This window comes from Telluria sp. ZT3P25, from assembly GCF_059685895.1.
In genome coordinates this window covers 1,260,502-1,283,201 of the sequence record NZ_JCASIJ010000001.1, presented here as the reverse complement: position 1 = coordinate 1,283,201, position 22,700 = coordinate 1,260,502, and the positions used below count along the sequence as shown (strand labels likewise).

25 protein-coding genes and 1 tRNA gene are annotated in these 22,700 nt (G+C 61.1%); 2 read left to right on the top strand and 24 right to left on the bottom strand.

What is annotated here, in order from left to right:
- Positions 1-5: 5 nt before the first annotated feature.
- From AC56LY_RS05865 to AC56LY_RS05750, 24 genes are all read right to left on the bottom strand, one after another.
- Entirely contained in the window at positions 6-5,588 is a 5,583-nt protein-coding gene (locus AC56LY_RS05865) for a tape measure protein (RefSeq protein WP_499577336.1), read from the bottom strand.
- Between the two features lie 40 nt (positions 5,589-5,628).
- A complete protein-coding gene (locus AC56LY_RS05860; RefSeq protein WP_499577334.1) occupies positions 5,629-5,922 on the bottom strand; it encodes a DUF1799 domain-containing protein in 294 nt (97 codons plus the stop codon).
- A gap of 17 nt (positions 5,923-5,939) precedes the next feature.
- Positions 5,940-6,257 carry a phage tail assembly chaperone gene (locus tag AC56LY_RS05855; RefSeq protein ID WP_343024477.1) on the bottom strand — a complete coding sequence of 106 codons (318 nt, stop codon included), beginning with the start codon at positions 6,255-6,257 and terminating at the stop codon, positions 5,940-5,942.
- Between the two features lie 102 nt (positions 6,258-6,359).
- Positions 6,360-6,992: a phage tail tube protein gene (locus AC56LY_RS05850; RefSeq protein WP_499577330.1), complete on the bottom strand. Its 633-nt coding sequence runs from the start codon at positions 6,990-6,992 to the stop codon at positions 6,360-6,362.
- Between the two features lie 89 nt (positions 6,993-7,081).
- Complete coding sequence (locus AC56LY_RS05845; protein WP_499577327.1) at positions 7,082-7,432, bottom strand: DUF3168 domain-containing protein; 351 nt, start codon at positions 7,430-7,432, stop codon at positions 7,082-7,084.
- Entirely contained in the window at positions 7,429-7,956 is a 528-nt protein-coding gene (locus tag AC56LY_RS05840; protein ID WP_499577324.1) for an HK97 gp10 family phage protein, read from the bottom strand. Before AC56LY_RS05840 ends, AC56LY_RS05845 begins: the two co-directional genes overlap by 4 nt.
- Positions 7,953-8,258 carry a phage head closure protein gene (locus tag AC56LY_RS05835; protein WP_499577322.1) on the bottom strand — a complete coding sequence of 102 codons (306 nt, stop codon included), beginning with the start codon at positions 8,256-8,258 and terminating at the stop codon, positions 7,953-7,955. The genes AC56LY_RS05840 and AC56LY_RS05835 overlap by 4 nt, the downstream gene beginning before the upstream one ends.
- Positions 8,255-8,815, bottom strand: a complete 561-nt coding sequence (locus AC56LY_RS05830; RefSeq protein WP_499577319.1) for a head-tail connector protein — start codon at positions 8,813-8,815, stop codon at positions 8,255-8,257. The genes AC56LY_RS05835 and AC56LY_RS05830 overlap by 4 nt, the downstream gene beginning before the upstream one ends.
- A complete protein-coding gene (locus AC56LY_RS05825) occupies positions 8,812-8,964 on the bottom strand; it encodes a hypothetical protein (RefSeq protein WP_499577318.1) in 153 nt (50 codons plus the stop codon). Before AC56LY_RS05825 ends, AC56LY_RS05830 begins: the two co-directional genes overlap by 4 nt.
- Positions 8,964-11,978 carry a sialate O-acetylesterase gene (locus AC56LY_RS05820; protein WP_499577316.1) on the bottom strand — a complete coding sequence of 1,005 codons (3,015 nt, stop codon included), beginning with the start codon at positions 11,976-11,978 and terminating at the stop codon, positions 8,964-8,966. Before AC56LY_RS05820 ends, AC56LY_RS05825 begins: the two co-directional genes overlap by 1 nt.
- Positions 11,979-12,055: 77 nt before the next feature.
- Entirely contained in the window at positions 12,056-12,322 is a 267-nt protein-coding gene (locus tag AC56LY_RS05815) for a hypothetical protein (RefSeq protein ID WP_499577315.1), read from the bottom strand.
- A 77-nt stretch (positions 12,323-12,399) separates the two neighbouring features.
- Positions 12,400-12,549 carry a hypothetical protein gene (locus AC56LY_RS05810; RefSeq protein ID WP_499577313.1) on the bottom strand — a complete coding sequence of 50 codons (150 nt, stop codon included), beginning with the start codon at positions 12,547-12,549 and terminating at the stop codon, positions 12,400-12,402.
- 61 nt (positions 12,550-12,610) lie between these two features.
- Positions 12,611-13,936, bottom strand: a complete 1,326-nt coding sequence (locus AC56LY_RS05805; RefSeq protein WP_499577311.1) for a phage major capsid protein — start codon at positions 13,934-13,936, stop codon at positions 12,611-12,613.
- Positions 13,937-14,002: 66 nt separating this feature from the next.
- Positions 14,003-14,962 carry a S49 family peptidase gene (locus tag AC56LY_RS05800; RefSeq protein ID WP_499577310.1) on the bottom strand — a complete coding sequence of 320 codons (960 nt, stop codon included), beginning with the start codon at positions 14,960-14,962 and terminating at the stop codon, positions 14,003-14,005.
- The gene (locus AC56LY_RS05795; protein ID WP_499577309.1) at positions 14,959-16,206 is read right to left on the bottom strand and encodes a phage portal protein; all 1,248 of its coding nucleotides are present in this window, start codon (positions 16,204-16,206) and stop codon (positions 14,959-14,961) included. Before AC56LY_RS05795 ends, AC56LY_RS05800 begins: the two co-directional genes overlap by 4 nt.
- A gap of 3 nt (positions 16,207-16,209) precedes the next feature.
- Positions 16,210-16,383 carry a hypothetical protein gene (locus tag AC56LY_RS05790; protein WP_499577308.1) on the bottom strand — a complete coding sequence of 58 codons (174 nt, stop codon included), beginning with the start codon at positions 16,381-16,383 and terminating at the stop codon, positions 16,210-16,212.
- Positions 16,380-17,960: a terminase large subunit gene (locus AC56LY_RS05785; protein WP_499577307.1), complete on the bottom strand. Its 1,581-nt coding sequence runs from the start codon at positions 17,958-17,960 to the stop codon at positions 16,380-16,382. Before AC56LY_RS05785 ends, AC56LY_RS05790 begins: the two co-directional genes overlap by 4 nt.
- A gap of 110 nt (positions 17,961-18,070) precedes the next feature.
- Complete coding sequence (locus AC56LY_RS05780) at positions 18,071-18,535, bottom strand: terminase small subunit (RefSeq protein ID WP_499577306.1); 465 nt, start codon at positions 18,533-18,535, stop codon at positions 18,071-18,073.
- Positions 18,536-18,641: 106 nt separating this feature from the next.
- Positions 18,642-18,905 (bottom strand): HNH endonuclease, encoded by a 264-nt coding sequence (locus AC56LY_RS05775; protein WP_343024494.1) that lies wholly within the window; start codon positions 18,903-18,905, stop codon positions 18,642-18,644.
- Positions 18,906-19,110: 205 nt separating this feature from the next.
- Entirely contained in the window at positions 19,111-19,416 is a 306-nt protein-coding gene (locus AC56LY_RS05770) for a hypothetical protein (protein ID WP_499577304.1), read from the bottom strand.
- 90 nt (positions 19,417-19,506) lie between these two features.
- Positions 19,507-19,719, bottom strand: coding sequence for a hypothetical protein (locus AC56LY_RS05765; protein WP_499577303.1), 213 nt, complete (start codon positions 19,717-19,719; stop codon positions 19,507-19,509).
- Positions 19,720-19,930: 211 nt separating this feature from the next.
- Positions 19,931-20,028: transfer RNA gene (locus AC56LY_RS05760), tRNA-OTHER, on the bottom strand.
- Positions 20,029-20,440: 412 nt separating this feature from the next.
- Positions 20,441-20,644 (bottom strand): hypothetical protein, encoded by a 204-nt coding sequence (locus AC56LY_RS05755; RefSeq protein WP_499577302.1) that lies wholly within the window; start codon positions 20,642-20,644, stop codon positions 20,441-20,443.
- The gene (locus tag AC56LY_RS05750; protein ID WP_499577301.1) at positions 20,641-21,183 is read right to left on the bottom strand and encodes a hypothetical protein; all 543 of its coding nucleotides are present in this window, start codon (positions 21,181-21,183) and stop codon (positions 20,641-20,643) included. Before AC56LY_RS05750 ends, AC56LY_RS05755 begins: the two co-directional genes overlap by 4 nt.
- Positions 21,184-21,436: 253 nt before the next feature.
- Between AC56LY_RS05750 and AC56LY_RS05745 the strand changes: the two genes are divergently transcribed.
- Together AC56LY_RS05745 and AC56LY_RS05740 are read left to right on the top strand one after the other, a co-directional pair.
- Positions 21,437-21,754 (top strand): DUF2471 family protein, encoded by a 318-nt coding sequence (locus tag AC56LY_RS05745; RefSeq protein ID WP_499577300.1) that lies wholly within the window; start codon positions 21,437-21,439, stop codon positions 21,752-21,754.
- Between the two features lie 413 nt (positions 21,755-22,167).
- A complete protein-coding gene (locus AC56LY_RS05740) occupies positions 22,168-22,650 on the top strand; it encodes a response regulator (RefSeq protein WP_499577298.1) in 483 nt (160 codons plus the stop codon).
- Positions 22,651-22,700: the final 50 nt, after the last annotated feature.

The window sequence follows — 22,700 nt, the reverse complement described above, 5'->3', positions numbered from 1 at the left end:
GATCCTTATGCTAGAGCGAGTGCAGGAACGATCTCGGTAGAAATCGGCTTGCGGCCATTGACCATGTCATCCAGATGGCTTGCGGTATCACTGGTGTGCGAGGCAACGGCCAACATGCCAGCACGGATCACCTCGCGCAGCTCGGCGTTTTCAATCTGCTGCGCTTCGATTGCCGTCGCCAGGCGCGCTACTTCGGCCGCCAGTGCTTCGGCGTTCCCGTCAGGGCTGGCCAGTCGGCGCATCAGCTCGCGGTTGTCAGCCGCAGGCATGATGCGCTCGCCCTCGTGGATCATTGCCGGCATGTCGGTCGTGACGTAGTTGGTACCGACTGCGAACCCTGGCAGCTTGCTCGACGCGTCCTTCTGCGCGGCCTTCAGCCAGTCGGCTTTCTCCGCCTCGCTCATCGTCGGGCCGTAGGCTTGCATCCAGAACTGCAGCCCCTCGGCATCCGGCGCCCGACCCAGCACACTCTGGTACAGCTTCCGGAGATCGGCCTCCGTCGAGCTGGCGATGCCACCTACGATCTGATCGATCGGCGTGCCGCTGGCGGCGGCGTTCTTCCACCATTCGAAACCGGCAGCGTCGGGCGCACGGCCCAGGTTCTGCTGGTAGGCGTTGTTGATCGCCGCGCCGGCCGATACAACCGGGTTGGCATTTGCCGCTGCTATGGCGCCCTGCAGAGCTTTGATCGCCTGCTCGATCGACAGGCCGATGGTGCTGATGCCCTTCAGGACGTCGATCTGATCCTGGTGGCGCGCCAACATCGCGTCGAGCTGCTTGACTTGATCCTCAGCAACCTTCAGGTTCTTCTCTTCGACCGTCAGGGCGCCGTCGGTCAGCTTGGTCAGCTCGGCCAGGTCGCCCTGAGCGCCGAACAGGTCACGCTGATAGTCCTGGTACGTGGCGTAGGCCGCTGTCGATGGACCGTTACCGATCTTCGACAGCGATTTCTGCAACGCGTCCGCAGCAGGCAGCGGGCCGCCGGCCTTGGCGATCGCCAGCGCCGCGCGCACTTCCGCCATCCCGCCGTAGCGGTCCGCCTCCTGCTGCTCTGGAGAGCGCATACCGTCAAGCGAGCTGCGCAGTGCGCTCGACATGCTTTTCAGATTGTTGACCGCTTCGGTCCGCATCTGAATGTCATCCTGCATCGCCTTTTTCTGACGATCGGTCACGCGCTGGAGCACGCCGAATGCTGCGTCGACGCCGCTCAGTAGCGATACCGCATCATCTTTGCGCAGCTGGATTGCCGCAGCCGCAGCCGCCGTGGCCGCTTCCGATGCGGCCGTCTGCTGCTTGACCGCCTGGATCTGGTCGAACAGAGCGCGGTTGCTCTCATCGAGCGCTGCGCGCTGCTTGCCCAGAAGATCAGTCGCCGACATCGTCAGCGTATCGAGCTCGTCCTGCAGTTGCCCACGCTCCTGAAGGATGCTGGCTGCCAAGGTGGCCGCCGCTTCGGCAGCCGTATCGCTGGCCTCTTTCAGGTAGTCGGACACCAGCTTGTACTGCGGGCCCAGCGCCAGCAGTTCGGCATAACGCTGCGCGCCGCCGGCGGTGGCCAGCGCGCCTGACTGCACCAGGCCCTGTGCGGCTTCCTTGAATTGCTCACTGGTCGTGATCCCGGCAAAGCCTAGCTTCGCGAGCTGATCGTTCAGCGGCCCCTGCGCCCTTGCAATGCGCTCGGCTTGCGAGAGGAAATTGTCGTTGAAGAAGTTGGTCTTCTCCGCCAGCGCTTCAATGCCGCCGGCCAGCGCCACCAAGCGCTCGCGGGCCTCGATCGAATCCTTGCCAACAGCACCGAAAGCGACCTGCGATGTTGCACCCATCACCGCCAGGATCTGGTCGACCGCGCTGAAGTTCGCGGCCAGGCGCTGGAGGGTGGCGGAAGCCTGCTCGCCCTGAGCCTGAAACTTTCCGATTTCGGGCAGAAGTTCCGCTGCCACCGTGTTGGCCACGCCGACGAAGAACTCGGCGATCGCAGCTTGGTTGGCTGCCTCATCCTTGCCCAGCGCGATCTTGATGGTCTGGGAACGGCTGGCGATGCTGGCCGCGTTCAGGCCGAGCACGTCAGCGAAGTCAGCCGAAGATGCTTTGATGGCGTCGTATGCGGACGTCAGGCCAGCCGATACTTCGGCGCCGACCGGGCTCTTGTCGACGCCATCCTTGTCGCTGCGGAACCACCCGCCCTTCTTCACCCAGGCAGCATCCATCGTGCCGGAGAAACCGCCAGCGCCCAGCGATCCGTTGAGAGTCTGGTCGCCGCTGTATTCCTTCGGACCGCGACCGAACGCTTTCTTACCGATTGTATAAACAGCCAGTGCACCAGCCACCCAAGGCGCTGCAGCAGCGAGCCCCGACAGCCCAGTGGCGATGCCGCTGGCAACATTCGAGCCCACGACGGACGCAATGCCGTTGCCGATGTTCATGCCCAGCGCCGACGTCAGCCCCGAACCAATACCCGCGCCATTGAGGCCGCCGGCCAGGCTGCCGAGGAAGCCGGTACCGAGGCCGCCGGCAACGGTAGCGCCACCACTGACCATGCTGTACAGGTTCGACACACCGCTGGCCGCGCTAGCGAAGCCACCAACCGCGCTCGAAGCCCCAGCAGCACCGCCGCCCAAGCCCAGAGTATTCGTCAGGCTGGCAGCCAGTGGGTTCACCGTCGCCGAAATGATCGGCCGCAGCACCAGGGTGCCGAACATGTTTTTCAGCGTGGACACCAGGTTCTGACCGAAGTCCTTGCCCGACTCGAAACCGCGCAGCAGCGCATCGGTCAGGGACTGCTCGATCGATTCCGATGCGCGCTTCCATTCTTCAGCAGCCTTCTTCGCTGCGTCGACCTGCTCTATCGCAGCGACCGCCGATGCATTGCGTTTCTTCGCATCGATCAGTTTTTCGAGATACTCGATTTGATCAAGCTGTAGGCCCAGGGTGGCGCGCTGCGTCAGTTGTGCTTCGAGCTCAGCGATTTCCAGCTGTTCAACCGCCGATTTGGTCAGGCCGTAAGTTCTGGCCAGCTCCACGTTGCGCGCGGCTTCGTCCTCCGCATCCTGAACACGCTTCGCGTAAATACCGCTGGTCGCCTCCAGGCCCTTCGAGTAGCTGTCTTGGAAGTCGCTTATTTCCTTGAGCGCGCGCAGGCGCTCTTCTTCTGCCTTTTTTGCAAATGGTTGCTGGGCGATGTAGGCCTCAACAGTCGCCTGGTACGCTTCGAGCGACTGCTTGCCTGCCCTGTAGCCGGCCGCTAGCTTAAGCAAATTTTCCTGGTAGTCCGAATCGACCCCGGCACTTTTGCCATTGATCCGGTCGACCAGGTCAGCGTATTCCTTGGCGGCTGCCGCTTGAGTTTTGATTGCCTTGGTAGAAGCCGGATCCGCGAATTTCGCGCGAACCAGCTTTTCCATTTCGGGCGGGATCGCGCCGAATTCCTTCTTCAGCTTGTCAAGTTCAGCCGCCAACCGCTGTGCTGAAGAGCCATTCTGCGCGTACCAGTCGTCCAGGCGCGCTGTGCGAGTACGCAATGCAGCCGTGGCCACTTCGCCCTGGAGCGATTTCACGCGCGACATGGCGCCCTCGTACTTGCCCGAGAGCTCCACCTCCTCAAGTTGGAGCATCATGCGGGCCCGAGCATCGGTGCCGGCAGCGGCCTGGGCCGCTTTGTTTGCGTCGAGTGCCGCCTTGGCGCGTGCCAGTCCGTCCTTGTCGACCTCACTGACCCCGCTCAGGTCCTTGATGCGCGGCTCAGTCGCAGCCAGAGCGTTACGCTCACGCAGCTTGGTGATTTGCTCATCCAGGCGCCCGATCATTTCAGCGGTCGATTCCTGGGTGGACTGGACAACTTTATCGTTAGCCTCTTCCGCCTTGCTTGCCCATACCGCCCAGATCGTTGCTGCAGCCCCCAATGCAAGGGTCACAAGGCCAATTGGCCCCCCAACCAAAGCCATCGTCGCGCCAAGCGCGCGCCCAGCCACTGACGCCGCACCTGCGGCGGCTGCTTGAGCCGTGAGCGCGGTCGACAGCGTTGCGGACGTTGCGGCCAGCCGCGCCTCGGCAGGAACAAGCCCGTTTGTTGTAATGGCAAGGGCAACGTTCCCCTCCGCAGCTAACACTGCTGCGCGCAATTCGGCAACTCGAGCTGCCGCCAAGGCATTGGCGGTAGTGGCAGCCGCCACATCCGCTCGCGCTGCAGCAACGTTTGATGCCAAGCGCGCGCTATTGGCGGCAACATTCGCGTAAGCAGCAGAAGCGGCCGACGCAAGCGAAGACGCCAGCTTCACGGCGGCAACTGTTGCCATGGCACCACCGACCAAGATCAAGTTGTCGGCAAGCAGCTTGATACCGCCAGACAGCGCTGCGACAACGCCACTGGATTGCGCTGTAGCGCCAACCAGAAGCATTACCTTGTCCTTGAGGACGGTGACCGAGCCGCCTATCGTTTCGACAGTCTTAGCTTCCTCCTGAAGCTTCTTCAAACCACGCGGCAGCGCGTTCGCCATCACCTCGGTTGTCAAGAGACCTTGCTCGGCCATCGCACGCAGTGCACCAACGGGCACACCAATCCCATCGGCCAGCGCTTCCATCAGGCGCGGCGAAGCGTCGGTTACCGCGTTAAATTCCTCGCTGCGCAGTGCCCCCATATTGAAAGCCTGGCTCAGCTGGTAAATCGCTGAACCGCTCGCTTCTGCACTTGCGCCGGACACTTTCAGCCCCAGACTGACAGTCTCTGTAATATTGGCGACTTGGGATTGGGCGATACCTAGATCCCTGGTGCTCTTCGTGATGCTCGCGTACAGCGATGCAGTGCTCGAAAGATCCGACTGCGCAGATGCGGCGATCTGCTGCACGGCTGCCTGAGCCTGCACAAATTCGCTCTGACCAGTGGTTGCCAAACGGAGCTTTGCGACGTAGTTGTTGTATGCATCAGAGAGCTGCACCACACTGGCAATCCCGGCGCTCGCGCCAGCTGCCGCGAGCGCAGCGCCGAAGCCGCTTATCGCGCCCCCAGCATTTCCCGCTGCTTGTTCTGCCGCCTGAAGCTGCTCGATCAGCGGGCGCACGTCATCAGCAACGCCCAACTGCTCGGCGCGCAGCGCGGCCAGCTGGGACGCAGTTTTACCGATTCCATCAGCCTGCGAGCGCAGACCGTCCAAGAAGCTGCTGCCGGCATCGAGTTGACGTTGCGCCGCAGCCGCCTGAGCGGTCTTCCGGGTGACGGCGTCGAGCTGGTCAAGGTACGGCCGCAACGCGGTCATATTCAGGCCGCGCGAATTGGCCAGGCTCGCGTAGAAATCCGCCCCACTCTTCGCTCCAGCATCTGCCGCAGCGGTTGCGCGCTGGATGGATGCGGCCATGGTCAGCGTGGCGCGGTCTACCTTGCCAGCCGCCGCGCCGGCCCCGTCGCCCACAGCGCGCATGCCGGACGAGCCACCGAGGTCGTCGAGCGACTTGCCAGTCCGCTTCGCGGTCGTAGCGAGGTTTTCGAGATTCTTCCCGGTCCGCGCGGTCGATGCATCAATACGTCGCCCGCCCTCTTCCACGCCAGTGGCATCGGTGGTGACCTTGATAATTGCTTCGTTGGTGATTGTGCTCATTCGCCGCCCATAAAAAAGCCGCCCGGCGGCGGCACTGCATTCAGTCCGAGCTTCGCATCGCCGTGAGCGCTGCGTCTTCCATCACCTGGAGGTCCTCGTCCAGCTGGTTGTATTCCTCAATCGTCAGCCCCATCCGGTCCATCCGGTTGTAGGCGACGAGGAAGTTCAAACCAATCGGGCCGCCCATCGGAGCGATATTCCACTGCTTGCGCAGCCCGTAAAAGGTGTTGTAGGCCCGCACGTTGTCGGGCCAGATTTCGACCGACGTTGTCACCTCATCCCGAGTCATGCCTGCGATCGCCAGTTCAGCGTCGGTGGGCGCAGCCTCGTACATGGCGGTGGCAACGTCCCTTAGTTTTTTGCGCGGGCGCCGGTCAGTTCGGCCAGGTACACGTCGAGCACGGCGCGGGCCGAACCCATGTAGCGCTGCACCAGCTTCTCGACAGCGTCCTTACCGAACGGCTCGTCCAGATCCCAGCCGCTGGCGATGTCCATCAGCGCGTCGACGTCTTCGGCGCCAGCCAGGGTTTCCATGAATTCCTTGAAGTCGTCGCGAGTGCGATGCTTGAAGATGAATTCGACATCAGCCGACTTGCCGCCCGGGACTGGGATCGACACGGTTGCTTTGAAGGTGGCAGCGACTGCCAGGGTGAGTTTTGCTTTTGCCATGATGATTTTTCTTTCGAGATGGTAAAAAAGACCCACGAGGCGCTACCTCGTGGGCTGGGAAAAGGCCAGCGCCGACCATTCGGCGCCAGCTGGCAACACAGATCAGTAGCGGACGACCTTGTTCTGCAGCGAGAAGACGGACTTCACCGCCATCACACTGCCTTTGGCCAGGCTCGGCGATTCGTTGAACGAGCAGTAGCCGGCGTACAGCAGCACGCCGCCGCCCGGGAGCATGCCGCGCAGGCAGGTCAACGCGACGCCATCCGAGATTTTCTTCAGGGCGGCGTGATGCGCCAGCGACTTATCGTCGGCGGTCGTCAGCGTGACGGTGGTTGCGGTGAAGCCGTCGGGCAACATGACCGGCATGTCGCTGTCCAGCAGCGGCACTTCGACGTTTTTGCCATCGCCGCCGGAGATGTCAGCACTGACCACGCCAGTAACGGGGGTCCAGGTAGTGATCTTGCGCACGGTGCCCAGGCCGGCGCCGGCAGGGAACAGCGAGGTGTCGCTCGTGTCCAGGCCTTCGAATGTGAACGAAGTGCCCGACGCCGCCTTCGCGCGGAAGACGCGGCCGTTGGCCTTGCTCCAGCCGCCGGTGTATTCGAAGTAGTCGCCTGCTGCGAAGGTATTCGTCGCGGTGGCCACAGCCTCGGTGGCGTTGGTGATCGCGGTGATGCTGACGGCAGCGGCGAATGCGGACGCTACTGCGAACGCGATGTTATTTGGCAATTGCATATCGGCCTTTCAGGGGTAAAGCCCGGAAGCCGGGCATAAAAAAACCGCCCGGCTTTCGCGGGGCGGCTTGGGGATAAAACTGGTTCAGGTCAGCAGAAAAGCATGAAGTCCTGCATAGTCCCGCGGGTATCGGTTTCTTCGTCATACGTGGACATGCGCCCGGACACGACCTCGACCTGCAGCGCGGTCGCGGAGCGCAATGTGTCCTCCACCAGCATGCCGACTTCGGAGGCCTCCGCGCGGTGCTTGCTCCACACATTCACTTGCATGCGCACGAGCTGCTTGTCAGGCCAGTCACCGGAAAGGAAATTGATCGGCTCTCCGCCCACCACCTGGTATGTGATGTACGGCGTATCAGTGTCCAGCGGCGCCACGTCGGGATAGACGCGCCCGTCGACCAGGTGAGCCAGCACGCCGTCAATATGGTCTTCAGGGGTCACTTTGCATTCCTTGCGATCTGCTCAGCCAGTGTCCGCGTCATGACGTCAATGGCTTCCTGTTTTTTGCTGTCGTAGGCAGGCCGCATGAAAGGGTATGCACGGGAGCGCTTATTGCCGAACTCCAGATCAGCCACGCGCTGAGCTGCTTCTCGGTGGGCCTTCCAGCCAATTGTCCTGCCCGTCTTTTTGCTCACCTTTTTGTTCTTGGGCACGAACTTGTGACCGTTCTCGACAAAGCGCCAGTAGAAGGCGCCAGGGCTAGCGGCAGTACCGTTGCGCACGGTGACCATGTACGCTTGACGCCGATCTCCATCGGAATCCTCTTCCAAGCGCTTGACGATGATGTTGTCGAACAGGATGCCGGTCTTCTTGTTGGCTAGCGAATTCTGCTTTGCCTGATCACGGAAAACTTCGGCGCCGGCAAAACCCACCGTCCGAAGCGTCGATTCGCCGAGCGCTTCAGTGATGGTTCGCCTTACGGCCGTCATGGCAGTCTCAAAAGCCGAGGTATCGAAGTCGATCATGTGACCGCCTTGCACACCAAGAACATGAAGTGAGAGTCGCGCCCATCTGGCAGTGCCGATTCGACGTCGTAGGCCTTCCCCTTGAAGAGCACGCGCGCAGCGGTATCAATGTCAGTGCGTGAGCGGATCCGAATTGAGCACTTGACGATCGATATTTCGGCACCGGCGCGCACCACTTCCACGCCACTTGGAAAAAGTACGTTAGCCCACACGGTGGCGATTGGCTCCCAGGCGGCCTGGGCCCGAAGCTTGCCAGCACCGGGCCCAGGCCGCTGCAACGTAATTCGGTCGTTCATGTTCATGCGATCACCACCTCTGGCCACAGCAGCCGCTTAACGTGCTCGTTTTCCGTCTGCCCGCCGGACTGGAAGTGCTCGCTCAGGCGCGCCAGGATGAAGCCGGAGATGGCGTCCGGAACGGTCGTGTGGTCGGGCCCGTAGCCGCATCGGATTTGAACCTCAACCGAGTTGACCGCGCGCCCCGTGGCTGGCCAGGCGCGGCCAGGTGCGGCAAGAATGAAGCCCGGCTCGCTTTCGCCGTCGACCTGGTAGTCCTCAGGATGGAGCGTCTGCAGGATCATGTCGGCGTCGTAGAACTTCAGGTGCACCACTTGGAGCAACGGTGGCCGACGAAGCGCGATCGCACCCTTGAAGCCGTCCAGCGTCAGGCGCCAGGTCTGCTCCATCACCGCGCGGTTCGTTTCGCCTTCCGCTTCAGTGGTGTAGGTCCGGATCGCACGCTGGATTTCGCCATCGAGGGGCGACGTGCCGTCTTCGCCGACGTCCACACGCGCGGCCGTGCGCGCTTCGGTCATCGAAACCGCCAGGCCGACAGGAGGAGTGATCAGCTTCCAGCTCATCGCGTCGGCCCCTGCACTGCTGGCGGGCGGCCGGCGCCGGGCGGCGCGCCAGGCGCAGCCGGCGCACGCGCATATTCGACGGCGGCCTCTTCCTGCTGCTTCAGCAGCTCGGTGTTCGGCACGCTCGGCAGTTGGGATGCATCGATCATCAGTTGTCCACCCTGTTAAATTGAATGGTCCGGTAGAAGCGCTCGCTGTTCGCACAGTCGATGCGGAAGTCGCAGTAATTTGCGCCGGCCGGAAGCGTGTCCATGCCGCCCAACTTCACCAGGATCGAAGGCCCCTGGATCACTGCTGGCACGAGCTCTTCCACACCGACCGGAAGCGCTTTCACCAGAGTGGCCGTGGTGTTGCTGTCGACCAAGTCGTTTCCGATATCTCCGACGAAATAGCTTTGCTCGTCCGGATCCTTGTCGAGCAAATACACGCCAACCTGCTGCTTGAACCAGGTCGTGCGATCGATCCGCTCACCATTTGCAAGGGTGATGCGGAGTGTGCAGAAGTTAGATGCACCGATCGCCGCGTTAAAGCCGCCCAGCTTTACCGAGATCAGCTTGCCCTGGATGACGGGTTCCTCGATTACGGTGACACCGGCCACCAGCGCGACAACCTCCTTCGCTGTCGTGCCGCGCTCGGCCAGGTCAATCGTGATGTCTGCCACCCAGTACCGTTCGTCAAGCGGGTGCTTCTCGCTCCACCACCGCCCGGTTTCGAGGTACGGGGCATTGGGCAACCGCGCAGTCGGCACACTGCCGAATTTCACCACACGAGTACCGCCCGGGAATGCGACCCGGCGCGACTCAGCCACTGTCGAGGCCGACACCGCATTTTGCGCAGGCTGCGCGGCCAGCGTGGTGAAGCTCGCCGACAGCGGCGTGGCGCGGTTACCGGCGGCGTCGATGGCGCGCATCCGCACAGAATGCGCGGTGCTTGCAGGCCGGCCAGAAACCACCACCGAACGGGCCGCATTGGCGATCAGGCTGTAGCTCGTGCCGCCGTCGATGCTGTATTCGTAGCCCGCCACGCCGACGGCATCGGTCGCAGCGTCGCAGGCCAGCGTAAAGCCGCTCGACGTCGGGCTGCTAACGGTAATCGAGCCGGTCATTACGGGGGCGGTGGTGTCAGCTGCAGAAACTGCGGTAGTCGCAAGCACCGTCTCCACGTGCATCGGCAGCGGCATCGCACCGTCATCCATAATCGGGGCGCTGTCCGAAGGGGCCGGGCCAGCAAGAACGCGCGTGACAACAGGTGCCACCAGCGCGCGATTACACGTGACGCGGTAGCGGGTAGCGCTCACGCGGGCGGTGGCAGTGATTGACGGCGTGCCGCTGGCGTCGCTTACGGTAAAGCCAGTGCCCCCGGTTGCCGGCGACAAATCGGTGCCGTTGCGGTGCGCCACGTCGATAAATACGTCACTGCCGCTGAATGTGAACGCTGTTGCTACTGGCCCGCGCATGTACGCGCCGTCGCCGTACAGTCGGCGTGCCCACACTTTGCCGATGCGGTTGGTTAGACCCTGAAAACCGGCAGGCAGCATGTGGATGCCGTCGCCGCTCAGTGGGAAATCGACCACTTGAACATGGCTCACGCCGGGCAGGTCGCCGCTGGCGTTTTCGGCCATGCGCACGGCATCGGATCGACGCGCGAAATCGCCGTAGGTGCCGCCGTAGCTGGTGCGGCGATTGTAGCCGCCAATCATGATCGGCAAAGTGGCCTGCCCGGTCAGATTGCGGAGGCGTAGAAACAGCTCTTGCAGGTTGGTCAGGTGCCCGGCCGTGTCTACAACAAGTTGGTTTGCGGCATCGTTAGAACCAACCGACACGACGGCGCCAGCGAGTTTTAAGCCGTTGGCCGTGACGTAGTTGGTTACCCGCGTCCATGCTGTACTTGACGTGTTGAGCCAATCGCCCGCCAGCGTGGTGCCACCGATACCGCAATGCAGGAACCCGATCGGGACACCTGATTGTTCGGCCAGTGCGTTTGCCGCGAGGATGGCCGAACCGACACCCGTGTACTTAGCCCACGATCCGGCGTAGACACGCACTTCCGCGCGTGGGGTGAAACCCGAGCCTGACAGCGTGGTGAAACAGCCTTCGGGGGTGCTTGAGCCAGTCCATACGAACAGGTCGCCCACACCGAACACGTTCGCGAAGATGGCCGATGTGGCTAAAACTGATGCGCCACTTTTTGAGCGCACAGCCATTTTGTACATGCCGCCGGCAGGAATCGCCGGGGTTGCCAACCAGGCGCCCGATGCGATGGTGGCGGCCATTGCCGTCCACGGTTTGACGATGGTCACGTCGTCTTCTGCATACAGCTGGTACTCGATGGCCGTTGGCGCGGTGCCGGCGTAGACCCCGGATACCGCAATCGATGCGGCGCCGTTGATGCGCTGGTAGATGCGTTCAGCAGCAGGGCCGGCGAGCGTGACGCTGTTGGCCGACGGGGTCGCGCCATAACCGAATGCCGGCTGCACAGTGCTGGTTGTCGGCGTGCCGGACTTTGTAAACATGTTGGCCGATGGCCCACGGTCCGCGAAGTCGTCGACGGTATCAAGCCGGACGTACCAATTAACCGTTTTTCCGAGCTGCGCGATGACATCTTCGCCGAACGCGAGCCGCGCCTTTTCCAATGGCGTTAACAGTCCAGCCATTGCGAACACGCGGCCGAGCGACTGGTCAGACATGCGCGCGGTGTTTTTGTCGGACCGGCTGCCGATATACATGCCTGCCGTACTGTTGAACGACAACGCCGTGTTGAGCGTGGCAGTCGTGTCGGTTTGCATCGCCGAGCCGTCAGCCGGCGCGTTTGCAAGAATCGGGAATCGCTGCAGGCTGAGAACCGAACCCGCGCGCTCGACAAAGTACGCCCAAATTTCACCCGCCGCCAACGCGACCGTGCCGGGAAGTGTTGGATTGTTGGTGTCGGTGTTTGTACCGCTCCAAATCTTCAATTTGCCGTTGGCCGGCTCGTATGTGATGTTGAAAGAACCAGCCGCACCGAACCCGCCGTTTGATATCAGGTATTGCGGTTCCCCGCTAACAACACCATCCATGCCCAAAATAAAGCCGATCGTAAAATCGCCGGCTGGGAGGGTGAAGCTGTCGTGATCGGGCGCCGAAAAATATTGGTTGTAAGCGGCGCGGCTGGTTTTAACAGTCATGTTTTATTTAGCCTTGCTGAGAGTTTCGAGGATGCCGTCGATTTCGGCGCGTGGCATCGTGGCCAGTTACTCGGCGCTCACGTCTTTGTTTCCAGCTCGATGGTTTTCATTCGTCCACGCCGCTCGTACATCACCGTGGTGACCCCGCGATCGCGGAGCATGTTCAGCGCGGCCATGTGGGTTGCGCGGTCAATCTTGCCTACGGCGCCGTGCATATACACGGTGCTGCTTGTCAGGTGGTCGACCGTGATGATCCCGTCATACGGCCTGCGTGCTTCGTAGCCTCCTGGCGCGTCGTACGCGCGGATGGTCGAGACGGTCGTTACCATGTGAAGGTGGGCCATAACGGTAGCTTTCTCTTAACGCTGTGCCAGGCTGGCGCGCGCGGTGCGCGCCGACCTGGCACCGGGCATGCGGAAGATTACTTCGCTGCTTTTGCAGCTTTTGCGTCTGCCTCGTAGGGCTTTGCCACTTTGCCGTCGGTCAGGATCTTGGCCTGATCGGCCTCGAAGCCGGCGACGTCGCCTGGACTGTAAATTTTCCAGGGCTTGATGAATTCGACAGTTTCCACGATGGAGTTCCTTGATGAAGGGTTGGCCGACCTGCGGCAGCAGGCCGGCATTCAGGTCGCTTTAGCCGCCCCAGGTAACCGCAGTCAGAATCGCGATCGATTCGACGTGGCGCGGGCCGAAGTCGTGCTTCGCGATGACGCGCACCAGCGTTTGGTCACGCTGGAAGGCGCTCACGAGATTGCCGCCTTCGTCCTTGTACGTCGCTTCCTTCGAGTAATCGATCAGAAGCGTTTCGTCTTCGCCGATGAAGCAGTCGTTGAAGTCCACGAAGTAGATTTCCGACTGGTTCGAGCCGGTGCCCAGGTTGTTGGGAATCTGGGTGGTCTTCCCGACTGGATAGCCCTTCAGGTTCCCGTCCTTCATCTCGGGGTAGACCTTATTGCCGTTGCCGTCGCGCAGACCTTCCAGGAAGCGGAACGAACGCGGCGACATGATCCAGCCGGGAGCGCCCATGTTGGCGTTCACGTTTTCCAGGGCCAGGATCAACTTGTTCAGATCGGTTTCGATCTTCTGCAGCGTGTCACCAGCGGATGCCGCGAACTTGAAGCCAGCCAGTGCCCATGCCAGCAGACCTTTCGGGGTTTCCAGGGTGCCGTCGTCGCGGATGAACGCCTTGTCTTCGCGCGAGCTCATGGCGCCAGTCAGGTCATCCACCACCAGCTTGTCAACGTTCGGGCTGGTGCCGGCGTAGGCCAGCAGGTCGTTCGAAATCGGGACCAGGCCGGTCAGCTTTTTCGCCGACAGCTTCAGGTTGTCGAAGGTCTGCCCAGTCACACCGATATCCGAATCGCTGCCGGTGTAGCCAACGACTGCACCACCCTTCAAGCGCGGCAGGGTGATGTTGCCGTTCGTGAGCGGCATCGTGCGCGCGCCGAGGCGGCGGACAACCGACTGAGGACGCCACAGCTCGATCACTTCACGGGCCATGTTTTGCGGGACCAGCACGCCGCCGGCGCCAGGCGTCAGGGTGTTCAGTGCCATCGCGACGTCTTCACCGAAGTGATTGTCCATCGCAAACTTGGCGGCCACCTGCTGGTTGCCTTGAGCGACGACCAGTGCGCGCACCATGCGCGACATGCCGGTACCGGGAACGCTTGGCATGCGCGGCGTCGCCGGCATGCTTGCAGCGGCCGCAGGCGGTGCTGCGGGTTGGTGGATCGCCGACAGGGCACGATCGACAGGCACGGCGGCCGCAGCGGCCATGCTCTCGGATGCTTCCATGCGAGTGATTTGCGCGGTCAGCTCGCCGAATTTGGTTTGCAGACCGGTGAACTCGACCAGCTGCTCCGCGGTCAGTTGACCGCCGCCGGCTTCGATCAGGGCCAGGGCTTGCACGCTGGCGTTGACCTTGGCGCGTTCGCTGCGGAGTTCGTTGATAGTTGGCATATTGCCTCTCCTAAAATGGAAAAAACCGCCTCGGGGGCGGCTTGGTTGCTTGTCCCGCGAACGCGGTCAAATTTGGGATTGGATGGCCATCGCTTGCGCGCGGGCTCCGATGGAAGGTTTGGTACTGCGCGCAGCGCGCGACTCGCGCGCCCGCATCGCAACGCGATCAATTGCCGCCTGAGGGGTCTCAATGCGATCCGCAAAACCGATGTCCACACCCTTTTGTCCGAAGAAGACGCCGGCCTCAGTGGCGCGTACCGCGTCGGCACCGATTCCGCGGTACTTGGCGACGGCCTCCACGAACTGGGTGTAATAGCCCTGCACCATGTCGACCAAGAATTTCATCGACTGCTCGGTGATGGGCTCGTGCGGACTGAGATCATTTTTGTGCGCGCCAGCCGCGACAGTTGTCACCTTGACGCCCATCTGCTCATTGCGCGCCGAGATGTCCAGGTGCTTGGCAATCACGCCGACCGAACCAACGCCGGACGTGCGGGACATCGAAATATTGCCGACGGCGGCAGCGATGAGATACGCCGCCGAGAAACCGTTGTAGTGCACGATCGCAGTCATGGGCTTGACAGCGCGCGCTTCGAAGAGGAAATCTGCCAGCTCGTAACAGCCGGTGGTACTGCCACCGGGGCTGTCAATATCGAATGCGATTTGCTCGACCGATGGATCGGCCAGTGCGGCGCTCACTTGCGCGCGGACCTGCTCATAGCTGGTCATAGTTTCGCAGGGGTTCATCTGCATGCTGCGGCTGACGAGGACGCCATGGACCGGAATGATCGCCACGCCGGTGTCAGCAATGGACTGGCGGCGCGCCGACTCAGCGCGCATCGCCGCCGTCTCATATGGGCCGTCGTCGTCCTCCATCATCTGCGGCTGCGCGCCGTTGACGCTCAGGTTGACGATGTTCAGGCTCATCTGCTGGTTCGCCCAGGCAGCAGCCTGGTCGAGCATGGCCTCGGTGACCATGAGCGGCTGATTGAAAATCATGCCGGCGATGCGAAAACGATTCTTCATGCAAGGATTCCTTCGATTTCAGCGACTTGCTCGGCGCTCGCCTTCACGGGCGTGACCGGCAGCGGCTTGGCCGCGTCGACCATGTTGAGCGGTTGCAGGTAGGTGTTGCCACCCTTGATAGGGGGCAGGTTTTCCAGGCGGCGGATGTCGTTCACAGACAGCCATCCCCACTGGCGGGCAACCGCGTATGCGGTATAGCGCGATCCTTGATCGCCGCGCAGCAGGCCGGAGACGTTGAACTCGATGTAGTACTCATCGCGCTCGCTTGGAAGCAGGAGATCGCGCATCATCGCCTGCTCGTGTCGCTTGATCCAAGGCAGCAGCGTGTAAATCACGAACTGGATCGCCTGGTGCTCGATGTTCGAGAACGTGGCCTTGTCTAGCTCGCCGATCATGTGCGGCGGCACCTTGTAGATGCGCGCAATGTCGAGGGACGTCAGCTTCAGGGCCGGGATCAGCTCCGCATCGACGTTGGTCATCGAGAGAGGCTTGAACGTCATCCCCTCCTGCAGCATCGCCACGCGCTTGGCGTTGGTGCTGCCACCGTACATCTGCTGCCAGCGGTCGGTGATTCGATCGATGACGCTCTGGTCCTTGATCGGCGACGACTCTCGCGGCCGCTCGATCACACCCGACAGCGCAGTCCCGTTCAGGAACGACTTGCCTGCGTATTGCTGGATCGCCTGCGCATGGCCGATGGCGTTCGCGTGCAGCATGATCGGCGACATGCCGACGTAGTTGTTCAGGCTCCACCACCGGACATGGTGCACCATCCGCTGCGGGATCGGCTCCTGGCCATCGATGCGGTAGTACGGCAGCAGGTCGGGTCCCTTGAGCACCTGTACGCTTTCCGTGTCGACCGGGTACAGTCCGGTGACCGTGCCATCGCCGTCGCGGCCGATCAGGCTGATCGAGTTGCCCCGGGTGCCCGCCTTCAGCTGGCTGTTCTCGCGATATTCGAAAGGGGTCTGCCACTCGTTCGGGGCATACGCCAGGATCCGGTAAAGCGGGTGATCCTTGGCCGGCTCGCGACCACCGTCCTCGGTGCGGCGGAACAGCTCGAGCGGCAGTTGCGCAATGCTTTCGGCGATCAAAGTCACACACGCCTGCAGCGAAGTCAGCGTGAGGGCCGACTCGACAGTCACAAGCGGTCCCGCATCGGAGCGTGCCCCACCCAGGCCGGACAGCCAGTTGCCGCCGCCGCCGGCGCTAACCTGCGGGCTAAAAAACTGTTTGGCGAACATCCGTTATTCCTTGATGCCACCGCGCGCCATGGCGCGGGCGACGGTGTATGACCAGAACAGAAGGCCAGCGCCAGCAACGATGAAGCCAGCGGGCAGGTAGATCATCCCGGCGCCGACGGTGACCGAAATCAGGCCCACGATGCCAGCGACGAGGGTCGCACAATCGATAAAGCTCATATGGAAACGCCCTCGTCGTAGATTGAAGTGGTTTGCGCTGGCTCCGGGTTTAGCGCCATCAGCTGTACTGCATTGAACAGGGCCATGAGCGGGTCAATCTTGCCTGTGCCGGATGCCTGCTTGGTGATGAGAGCGGCGTTTCCGCGCGGCTCTATCTTGGCGTTGCTGACACACCAGTTCATGAGCGGCTGGCCGCCATGCAGAAGCACGCCCTCGGCCAGCTTCCGCTCGGTGACGCTGATCGCGCCTATCAGTTTCCAGCCCTGCGAAACGCCAAAGCACTTGGCCTCATCAATTTCGGCATCGACCAACGCTTGGAACATGACTTTGTGGGTCTTTTCTGGATCCAGACCGACGGAAGCCAGGAGGCCTGACTCGTTGACTTCTTTCACCACTGCCGCAACCGCAGCGACGTCGCCGGGAAGCTGCTCGATGATTACCAGGTCACCCTGCTCCTGAAAGTCGGTGTACTTGCTTTCTTCGCTCTTGCGACGCTCCATTGCGATCGGGTGCGCCCAAGCGCGCGTCCATGCAAGCCACTTTCCAGTTTTGCGCTCGCGCCCAACAAACGCCAGACCCAGCAAGTCATCAAGGCCGCCACCGTCAATGCCGGCCGTGATCACCTCGCAGCGCGCGAGCAGATCGTGCAGCGTGATGTTTGGCACCTTGGCCTGGCGTTCCCAGAAATCTGCTCCAACCCACCGATCGGACCGAAGGTTCAGGCCGATCTCGACGTTGCCGTGCTTCGACAGAAAGCCGCGTAGGGATGCCTCCCCTTCGATCTCGGCCTTCATGAATTCGCGCTCGAGGAACGCGCTGTCGACGGAGTACCCATAGTTCGGGTTCACCATCGGCAGGTTTTCGAGCTTCAGGTGCTGCTTCGCCTTCACCATCTCCGGCGGGTGCTCGTAGATGATCGGAACGAACTGCGGGTCGTGAATTTTCCCGTCCCGTACGTCGCGGGCGTATTGCAGTTTTTCTTTGAAGATGCCGGCAGGCGGCTCATCGCTCTGCGTCGTTACCCAAATAACAAAGCCCTCTGGACGAGATGCCAAGCCGCCGAGCGCCTCGCGAAACATATCTTTCGCATTGGCCTGTTTGCCGAACAGCCATAGCTCTTCGACGAGCGTGCCGACCGATTTCTTACCCGCGACCGTCGCGCTGTCAGTTGCGATCACCCTGAGGGTTGAGTTCTTCTCGCGGTGCGTCAGCTTTTTGACGTGCTCTTGCACGTGAATCAGGTCGAGCAGCTCGCTGTAGTCGTCTTCATCCAGGTAATTCACCATGTCCCGCGCCGGGTTGTAGCTGTTGTCAGCCACTTCCTTGGTGGGAGCAAGGATGGTGAACTCCGCCGACTGACGCCAGTTCCGGATCAGGCAGGTCAGCATGATCGAGGCTGCCAAGCCGGACTTGAAGTTCTTCTTCGGCAGCATCACGAACCACTCTTTGATCAGCCTCCGGCCACTCTGCGCGTCATACGCGCCGAACACCGATGCTGCCAAATCGAACACCCATTGCCCTGATGCCTCACCGATCCGAGGGCTGCCAGGAGCATCGACGATCCGCAACTCCCGCATAACCTCCAGGTTAGCCTCTGCCTCCTCTGGAAAGATGGGCGGCGGAATGATCGAACGGCCAGAGCGAAGTCGCTCAGCCCAATCGGGGCACGCAGTTGTCCATTCCGGCATCACAACCTCTTACCATTCGCCGCTGCCAACTTTGGTGGCTCGGATGAGCCAAATTTTCCAGCCCCGGCTTTGCGCGCCGCGACCTGTTTCTGATCTTTCTTTCCGCCCTCGCCCAGCTTCTGATGCTTAAACGGCAGCATCGCCTTCGCCGCATCGATTCGAAGCCGAAGATCGGCTGCCGGCTCGTTCATGACCTTAGTGAGGAATTCGACGGGGTCGGCGGTTGGCGGAATCTCGATCGCGTCGTCCACCGGGCCGGGCTGCGCCGGTGCCTTCGTGCCGGCAATAGAGGTCGGCTGACGGCGCTGATCGAGGTAAGCTTTAACATCCGGGTCTTTAACATTTCGGGACCCGGCTGCCGACGCCGTTTTTTCACTGAAGCCGGCACGAATCGCCGCTTCCTTATTCGAGAACCCGGCCAAAACGGCATCGGCGAAGGCTCGCTTCTTGCCTGTTAAAGCCATTAACAATTTCCTCCAAGGGGACTTTTTTCTGCGCGTGAGTTGCTAGTCGGTGTCCGGGTCCGAGGCGTTGTAGACTTACAACACCCCCTCCCCTTGCCGGCTATCGTCAGCCGCGCGACCGCTCCGCAGCCTCACGAGCCGTCTTGGCGTCATGGCACGGAACGCACAACACTTCCTTGTTCGATTCGTCGTCACTGCCGCCCTTCCAGAGCGGGATGATGTGGTCGACCGGGCCACCGATGGTGGCGCGACCTTTGCGCTTGCACTCTTGGCACAAGCCGCAGTCGCGCGCCCGGATGCGGTCACGATCACGCACGCCAGCCGACCCGCGCTTGCGCTCGACTGTCTCAGGTCGCTGCGTCGGCAGCATGGTGACCCTGCTTGCTGCAGGCCGAAGTTGGGTTCGTAGCTGCTGCAGCTTCACGACGACTCGAACTTGATTCCGCGATCAACGATCCAGTCGATCATCTGATCGGCGCGAGCTGGGCAGCGCGAGGCGCACAGGAACGCGACGGTAAGCGCAGGACGAACCCACCATGCAACATGTGTGCGCAATACAAGCGATACGGTTGCCATCAGGTGGACTTCCATGGTTCGTGTGCTTGCTCTATGCCCTGCTCACGCGGTGCCGCTGGCGCCGAGAACAGCGCTCGAATAACGTGCTTCACGTTGGCAGGGACTTGACGAGCAGCCTCGACGATACTGGTGCTCTGTCCGCCGTGGCCTTTGGCGCGCAGGATCGTCTGGGCTTCTTCGCACGCCGCCAGGTGCTCAGCGAACTGGTTCAAGCGATGAAGGTCAGCCGCCTTGGCCGCATGGGCGCCAGGGCCAAGCACCGCTCGCAGGATCTCGGCGCGATAGATGCGTGCGATGTCGTTCATGCGATACCTCGAATCCGATTGAATGTTGCTTGCTCACGCAGCTTGAGCAAGCGATGGCGCAGCCAGTCCAACTCCTGCGCGACCGTCATGCTATTTCTCCCCGAAGCCCGGCACGTCTTGTGCGGACTCGGTCTTGAACGAAATGACCCAGATAAATACGAGCAAGCCGACCAGCGTCCACAGCACCCCGAATGCCCAGCCCGGCGCACCCAGGCGATCGAGCAGCAGCCAGAACAGAATGGCGAGACCGAGCGGCGAACGCATCGGCAGGGACGACGACTTGATGACGGTGCTGCGCTTCATGCGATACCTCGGAAAAGAAAAGCCGCCCGGCGCATGGATGCGAGGGGCGGCGAAGTCCAGCGAGCTGGAGGGAGACAAGTAGTGGTGGCCGGCGCTAATCTCCGGCTTACTGAATTAACCCGCGTTCCAGTAGGTGGTCGTGACGCTCTTGCGCAGCGGCTCTCGAAACACGACACCAACCCGCGCATCAGCCTGCGCGATTCCCCCACACGGCTGCCGACAGGAGTCGAACCTGCATCCTCTCCTTTCCATCGGACTATTGTTCAATCCGGACTGCGGGAGCGCTCTATCCAATGAGCTTCGGCATGCATGTGGTGACTCGTTAGCGGGAGTCAGGCGACCTACATGCCCACATCCTACAAGGATGGCGAAGATCCTGCTGGTGCAGGACCGGAGACAAGGGAGCGGACGGTGGGGCTCTCACCCACGGCTTGGGCTGTGTGCGATTCGCGCATCACCAGGCAGGCTGCGGCCGCATTGATCGGTTGGCCCGTGCGTGGGCCAGGCGGCGAGCCTCAAAGCTATCTGCTAGGTAGGCCGCAAATGCAAAAAGCCCACCGGAATGGCGGGCCTTTTTGCTAGACGAGCGCCGGCTGTATTGCGGGCCGGGTACTCGACTGCCTCGGGTGACGTTGGCGCCGGAGCGCGCATTACGTGGATCGAGGGATATGTGAAGAAACGTAGTTTACGCCCGGTTCGCCTAGTTTGCAACACTGTTGCGCTACAACTCGATACGCGCTGCAACACCAAGAACGACATCATCAACGGCTACACCCAAACGCATGCGCCGATTCATCGTGATATAGATGTCCGATGGTGTGGCACCGGTGACGTTTCTGAACTCGTCTACTGCCTGGACGGTGGCGAGCAAGATTGCGCTCTCCATCTTCTCGCGCGCGGCGCGGATGCTATCGGCCGCACTCATGCCGCTCGCCTCATCTTAGCGGACGCCCGCGCGCTGTGCGCCTGGTACAGCCCTTGCAGCTCCGACACCATGTCCTTGACGCGCTCAATCTCCAGCGCACCACCCTGGATCGGCTCACGGCCAGTGCCGGCGCAGTGAGCGCAGACCCGGCTGGCCACGACCTTTGTCCCGTTGCATGCTGAGCATTCGCCGCCCAGCCAGTGCGCTAGGCTGACGCGCGCGATCTTGGCATATATGGCATAGGCGGCCTTGATGTCCCACTCGGCTTTGATATTCATCCACTTCCGATCAAAGCCCTTGCGTGCTACCTCGCCCGTCCACACACGCAGCAACACGCCCAGGTCACGAGCGCTGCTCTCGTCTGCCTGACGCGGCACGCCAGCGATACTGGCTCGCAGCAGCATGGTGCCGAACAACGCGCCCGATCCGCCCGACAGGTCAGCTAGCGCTGCGGCGACAAGTGGCTCGGTTTGGTGGTGCTGATCGTCATCCTGCAAATTGGATGTATTCAGTGCATTGAGGTAGCGCTCAGCAAACATGGGTTCTCCTTCGTAACGACAAAGAGATTACCAGTGGAAAGAAAATAATGTAGACGCCCGACATTTTCCAAATCGCAATTTGTATCCGATTTGCATCACGTGAGTGCGACCCGGATGCAAAATAGACTGGCCATTGACTACCTATTCACCGGTGTCGCAAGCGGCGGTTCAGTTCAGCAGAGTGGCAACAGACATGACACAATTGCTCAGTTGATCGAACCCTATTGCCACTCAAATTGCAGGAAAATATTTAATGGATTCACTTACTCCAACTCAGCTAATGAACGAACTTGACAGCGCGTCGGCGGCTGTTCAGGAAGCGTTGCCCAGAATTATCCAAAGACACCGGTCGTTGGGAATTTTGACTTGGGCGCTTTTGCATCAAATCGAGCGGGAGGTACTGGAAGATGTCGAAGCAGATGGAGAGCATCATCCACAGGTTTTACGCATGCTGCGCTCGATCCCGGCCATGGGCTACCCAAATGACGATAGGCCGGCATCCTTTGAGGGTCATGGAGTGATCTCGAGCGCATTTTCAATGATCTTCAAGGCATGGCAGCACGTACACTGAAATCGTAGGCGTGTGGTTAGAACTCTTGAATATGCCAGCCCAGCCCTCCTTCTTCGGCTTCACGCGTACAGCAATGAAACGGATAGGATAAAGGTCAGCGGCAATTTTTATCTTGGCACGGACGCCGTCCTGCCAAAAATCCTTCACTCCTGCATCTCTAGTGCGCCATCCACTAGCACGACAACGAAGCCAGATGTGTAAAAGGTGTTGTCGGCGAGCCACAGCTTGACGCCTTTGAGGTGGGATTGAACGCGTTCTCAACCTTTCAATCCTTCGTCCCCGGAGGTTCACAGCGGAAATCTTTGAGGAAGACAGGCTATAGTGTGCACTCAGCGGCGCTTCAAAGCGTGTGCCGCGTTTTTGGTACTCGGCGCCGATATAGCAAACGCCTTCAATCTAACTTGGTGCCATCGATGTTCACTGTCAACGGATCACCAGTACGCCTTTTGTTCGTCAGTCAGAACCGTGATGTTTGTGAGATCTACGAAAGTCTGTTTGAGGCGTTCGGCTGCGTCATGGCGATAGCACATAGCGGCCAAGCGGCAGTGGAAATAGCTGAGACCTACAGGCCACATGCTGTTTATATGTCGCTCGAGCTCGGCGACATGCGGGGAGCGGAGCTAGGCATCAAGCTACGCAGAATTGACGTCACGCGCGACATCGTGCTGGTTGCAGTCACGGGGCACTCCGCCCGAATTGTTGAGAAGTACGGCCTGTGCGTAGGTTTCGACAGTTGCATAACAGTGCCGGTGCGCCTGCCTCAGCTATTTTTACCGCTCGCAGGTATAGCGAATATCACTGCAAATTTAGCTGTTTCGGCAGTGGCGCAGGAGGCGCAGCCCACGCTCGAATCGCAAGCTTACGCTTCTTTTCGGGACGTCATTCTTGGTCGCTAGCGGGCATTGAACAGACGCCGCCGGAGCGCCAAATCTGGAATTTCTGATCT

Coding starts and splice junctions, on each gene's coding strand:
- AC56LY_RS05825 (WP_499577318.1), bottom strand. CDS start 8,964: ATGATCGATGCATCCCAACTGCCGAGCGTGCCGAACACCGAGCTGCTG.
- AC56LY_RS05850 (WP_499577330.1), bottom strand. CDS start 6,992: ATGCAATTGCCAAATAACATCGCGTTCGCAGTAGCGTCCGCATTCGCC.
- AC56LY_RS05855 (WP_343024477.1), bottom strand. CDS start 6,257: ATGGCAAAAGCAAAACTCACCCTGGCAGTCGCTGCCACCTTCAAAGCA.
- AC56LY_RS05765 (WP_499577303.1), bottom strand. CDS start 19,719: ATGAAGCGCAGCACCGTCATCAAGTCGTCGTCCCTGCCGATGCGTTCG.
- AC56LY_RS05795 (WP_499577309.1), bottom strand. CDS start 16,206: ATGTTCGCCAAACAGTTTTTTAGCCCGCAGGTTAGCGCCGGCGGCGGC.
- AC56LY_RS05755 (WP_499577302.1), bottom strand. CDS start 20,644: ATGAGTGCGGCCGATAGCATCCGCGCCGCGCGCGAGAAGATGGAGAGC.
- AC56LY_RS05805 (WP_499577311.1), bottom strand. CDS start 13,936: ATGCCAACTATCAACGAACTCCGCAGCGAACGCGCCAAGGTCAACGCC.
- AC56LY_RS05775 (WP_343024494.1), bottom strand. CDS start 18,905: ATGCTGCCGACGCAGCGACCTGAGACAGTCGAGCGCAAGCGCGGGTCG.
- AC56LY_RS05740 (WP_499577298.1), top strand. CDS start 22,168: ATGTTCACTGTCAACGGATCACCAGTACGCCTTTTGTTCGTCAGTCAG.
- AC56LY_RS05745 (WP_499577300.1), top strand. CDS start 21,437: ATGGATTCACTTACTCCAACTCAGCTAATGAACGAACTTGACAGCGCG.
- AC56LY_RS05770 (WP_499577304.1), bottom strand. CDS start 19,416: ATGAACGACATCGCACGCATCTATCGCGCCGAGATCCTGCGAGCGGTG.
- AC56LY_RS05835 (WP_499577322.1), bottom strand. CDS start 8,258: ATGAACATGAACGACCGAATTACGTTGCAGCGGCCTGGGCCCGGTGCT.
- AC56LY_RS05865 (WP_499577336.1), bottom strand. CDS start 5,588: ATGAGCACAATCACCAACGAAGCAATTATCAAGGTCACCACCGATGCC.
- AC56LY_RS05750 (WP_499577301.1), bottom strand. CDS start 21,183: ATGTTTGCTGAGCGCTACCTCAATGCACTGAATACATCCAATTTGCAG.
- AC56LY_RS05800 (WP_499577310.1), bottom strand. CDS start 14,962: ATGAAGAATCGTTTTCGCATCGCCGGCATGATTTTCAATCAGCCGCTC.
- AC56LY_RS05830 (WP_499577319.1), bottom strand. CDS start 8,815: ATGAGCTGGAAGCTGATCACTCCTCCTGTCGGCCTGGCGGTTTCGATG.
- AC56LY_RS05780 (WP_499577306.1), bottom strand. CDS start 18,535: ATGGCTTTAACAGGCAAGAAGCGAGCCTTCGCCGATGCCGTTTTGGCC.
- AC56LY_RS05790 (WP_499577308.1), bottom strand. CDS start 16,383: ATGAGCTTTATCGATTGTGCGACCCTCGTCGCTGGCATCGTGGGCCTG.
- AC56LY_RS05785 (WP_499577307.1), bottom strand. CDS start 17,960: ATGCGGGAGTTGCGGATCGTCGATGCTCCTGGCAGCCCTCGGATCGGT.
- AC56LY_RS05820 (WP_499577316.1), bottom strand. CDS start 11,978: ATGACTGTTAAAACCAGCCGCGCCGCTTACAACCAATATTTTTCGGCG.
- AC56LY_RS05860 (WP_499577334.1), bottom strand. CDS start 5,922: ATGTACGAGGCTGCGCCCACCGACGCTGAACTGGCGATCGCAGGCATG.
- AC56LY_RS05815 (WP_499577315.1), bottom strand. CDS start 12,322: ATGGCCCACCTTCACATGGTAACGACCGTCTCGACCATCCGCGCGTAC.
- AC56LY_RS05840 (WP_499577324.1), bottom strand. CDS start 7,956: ATGATCGACTTCGATACCTCGGCTTTTGAGACTGCCATGACGGCCGTA.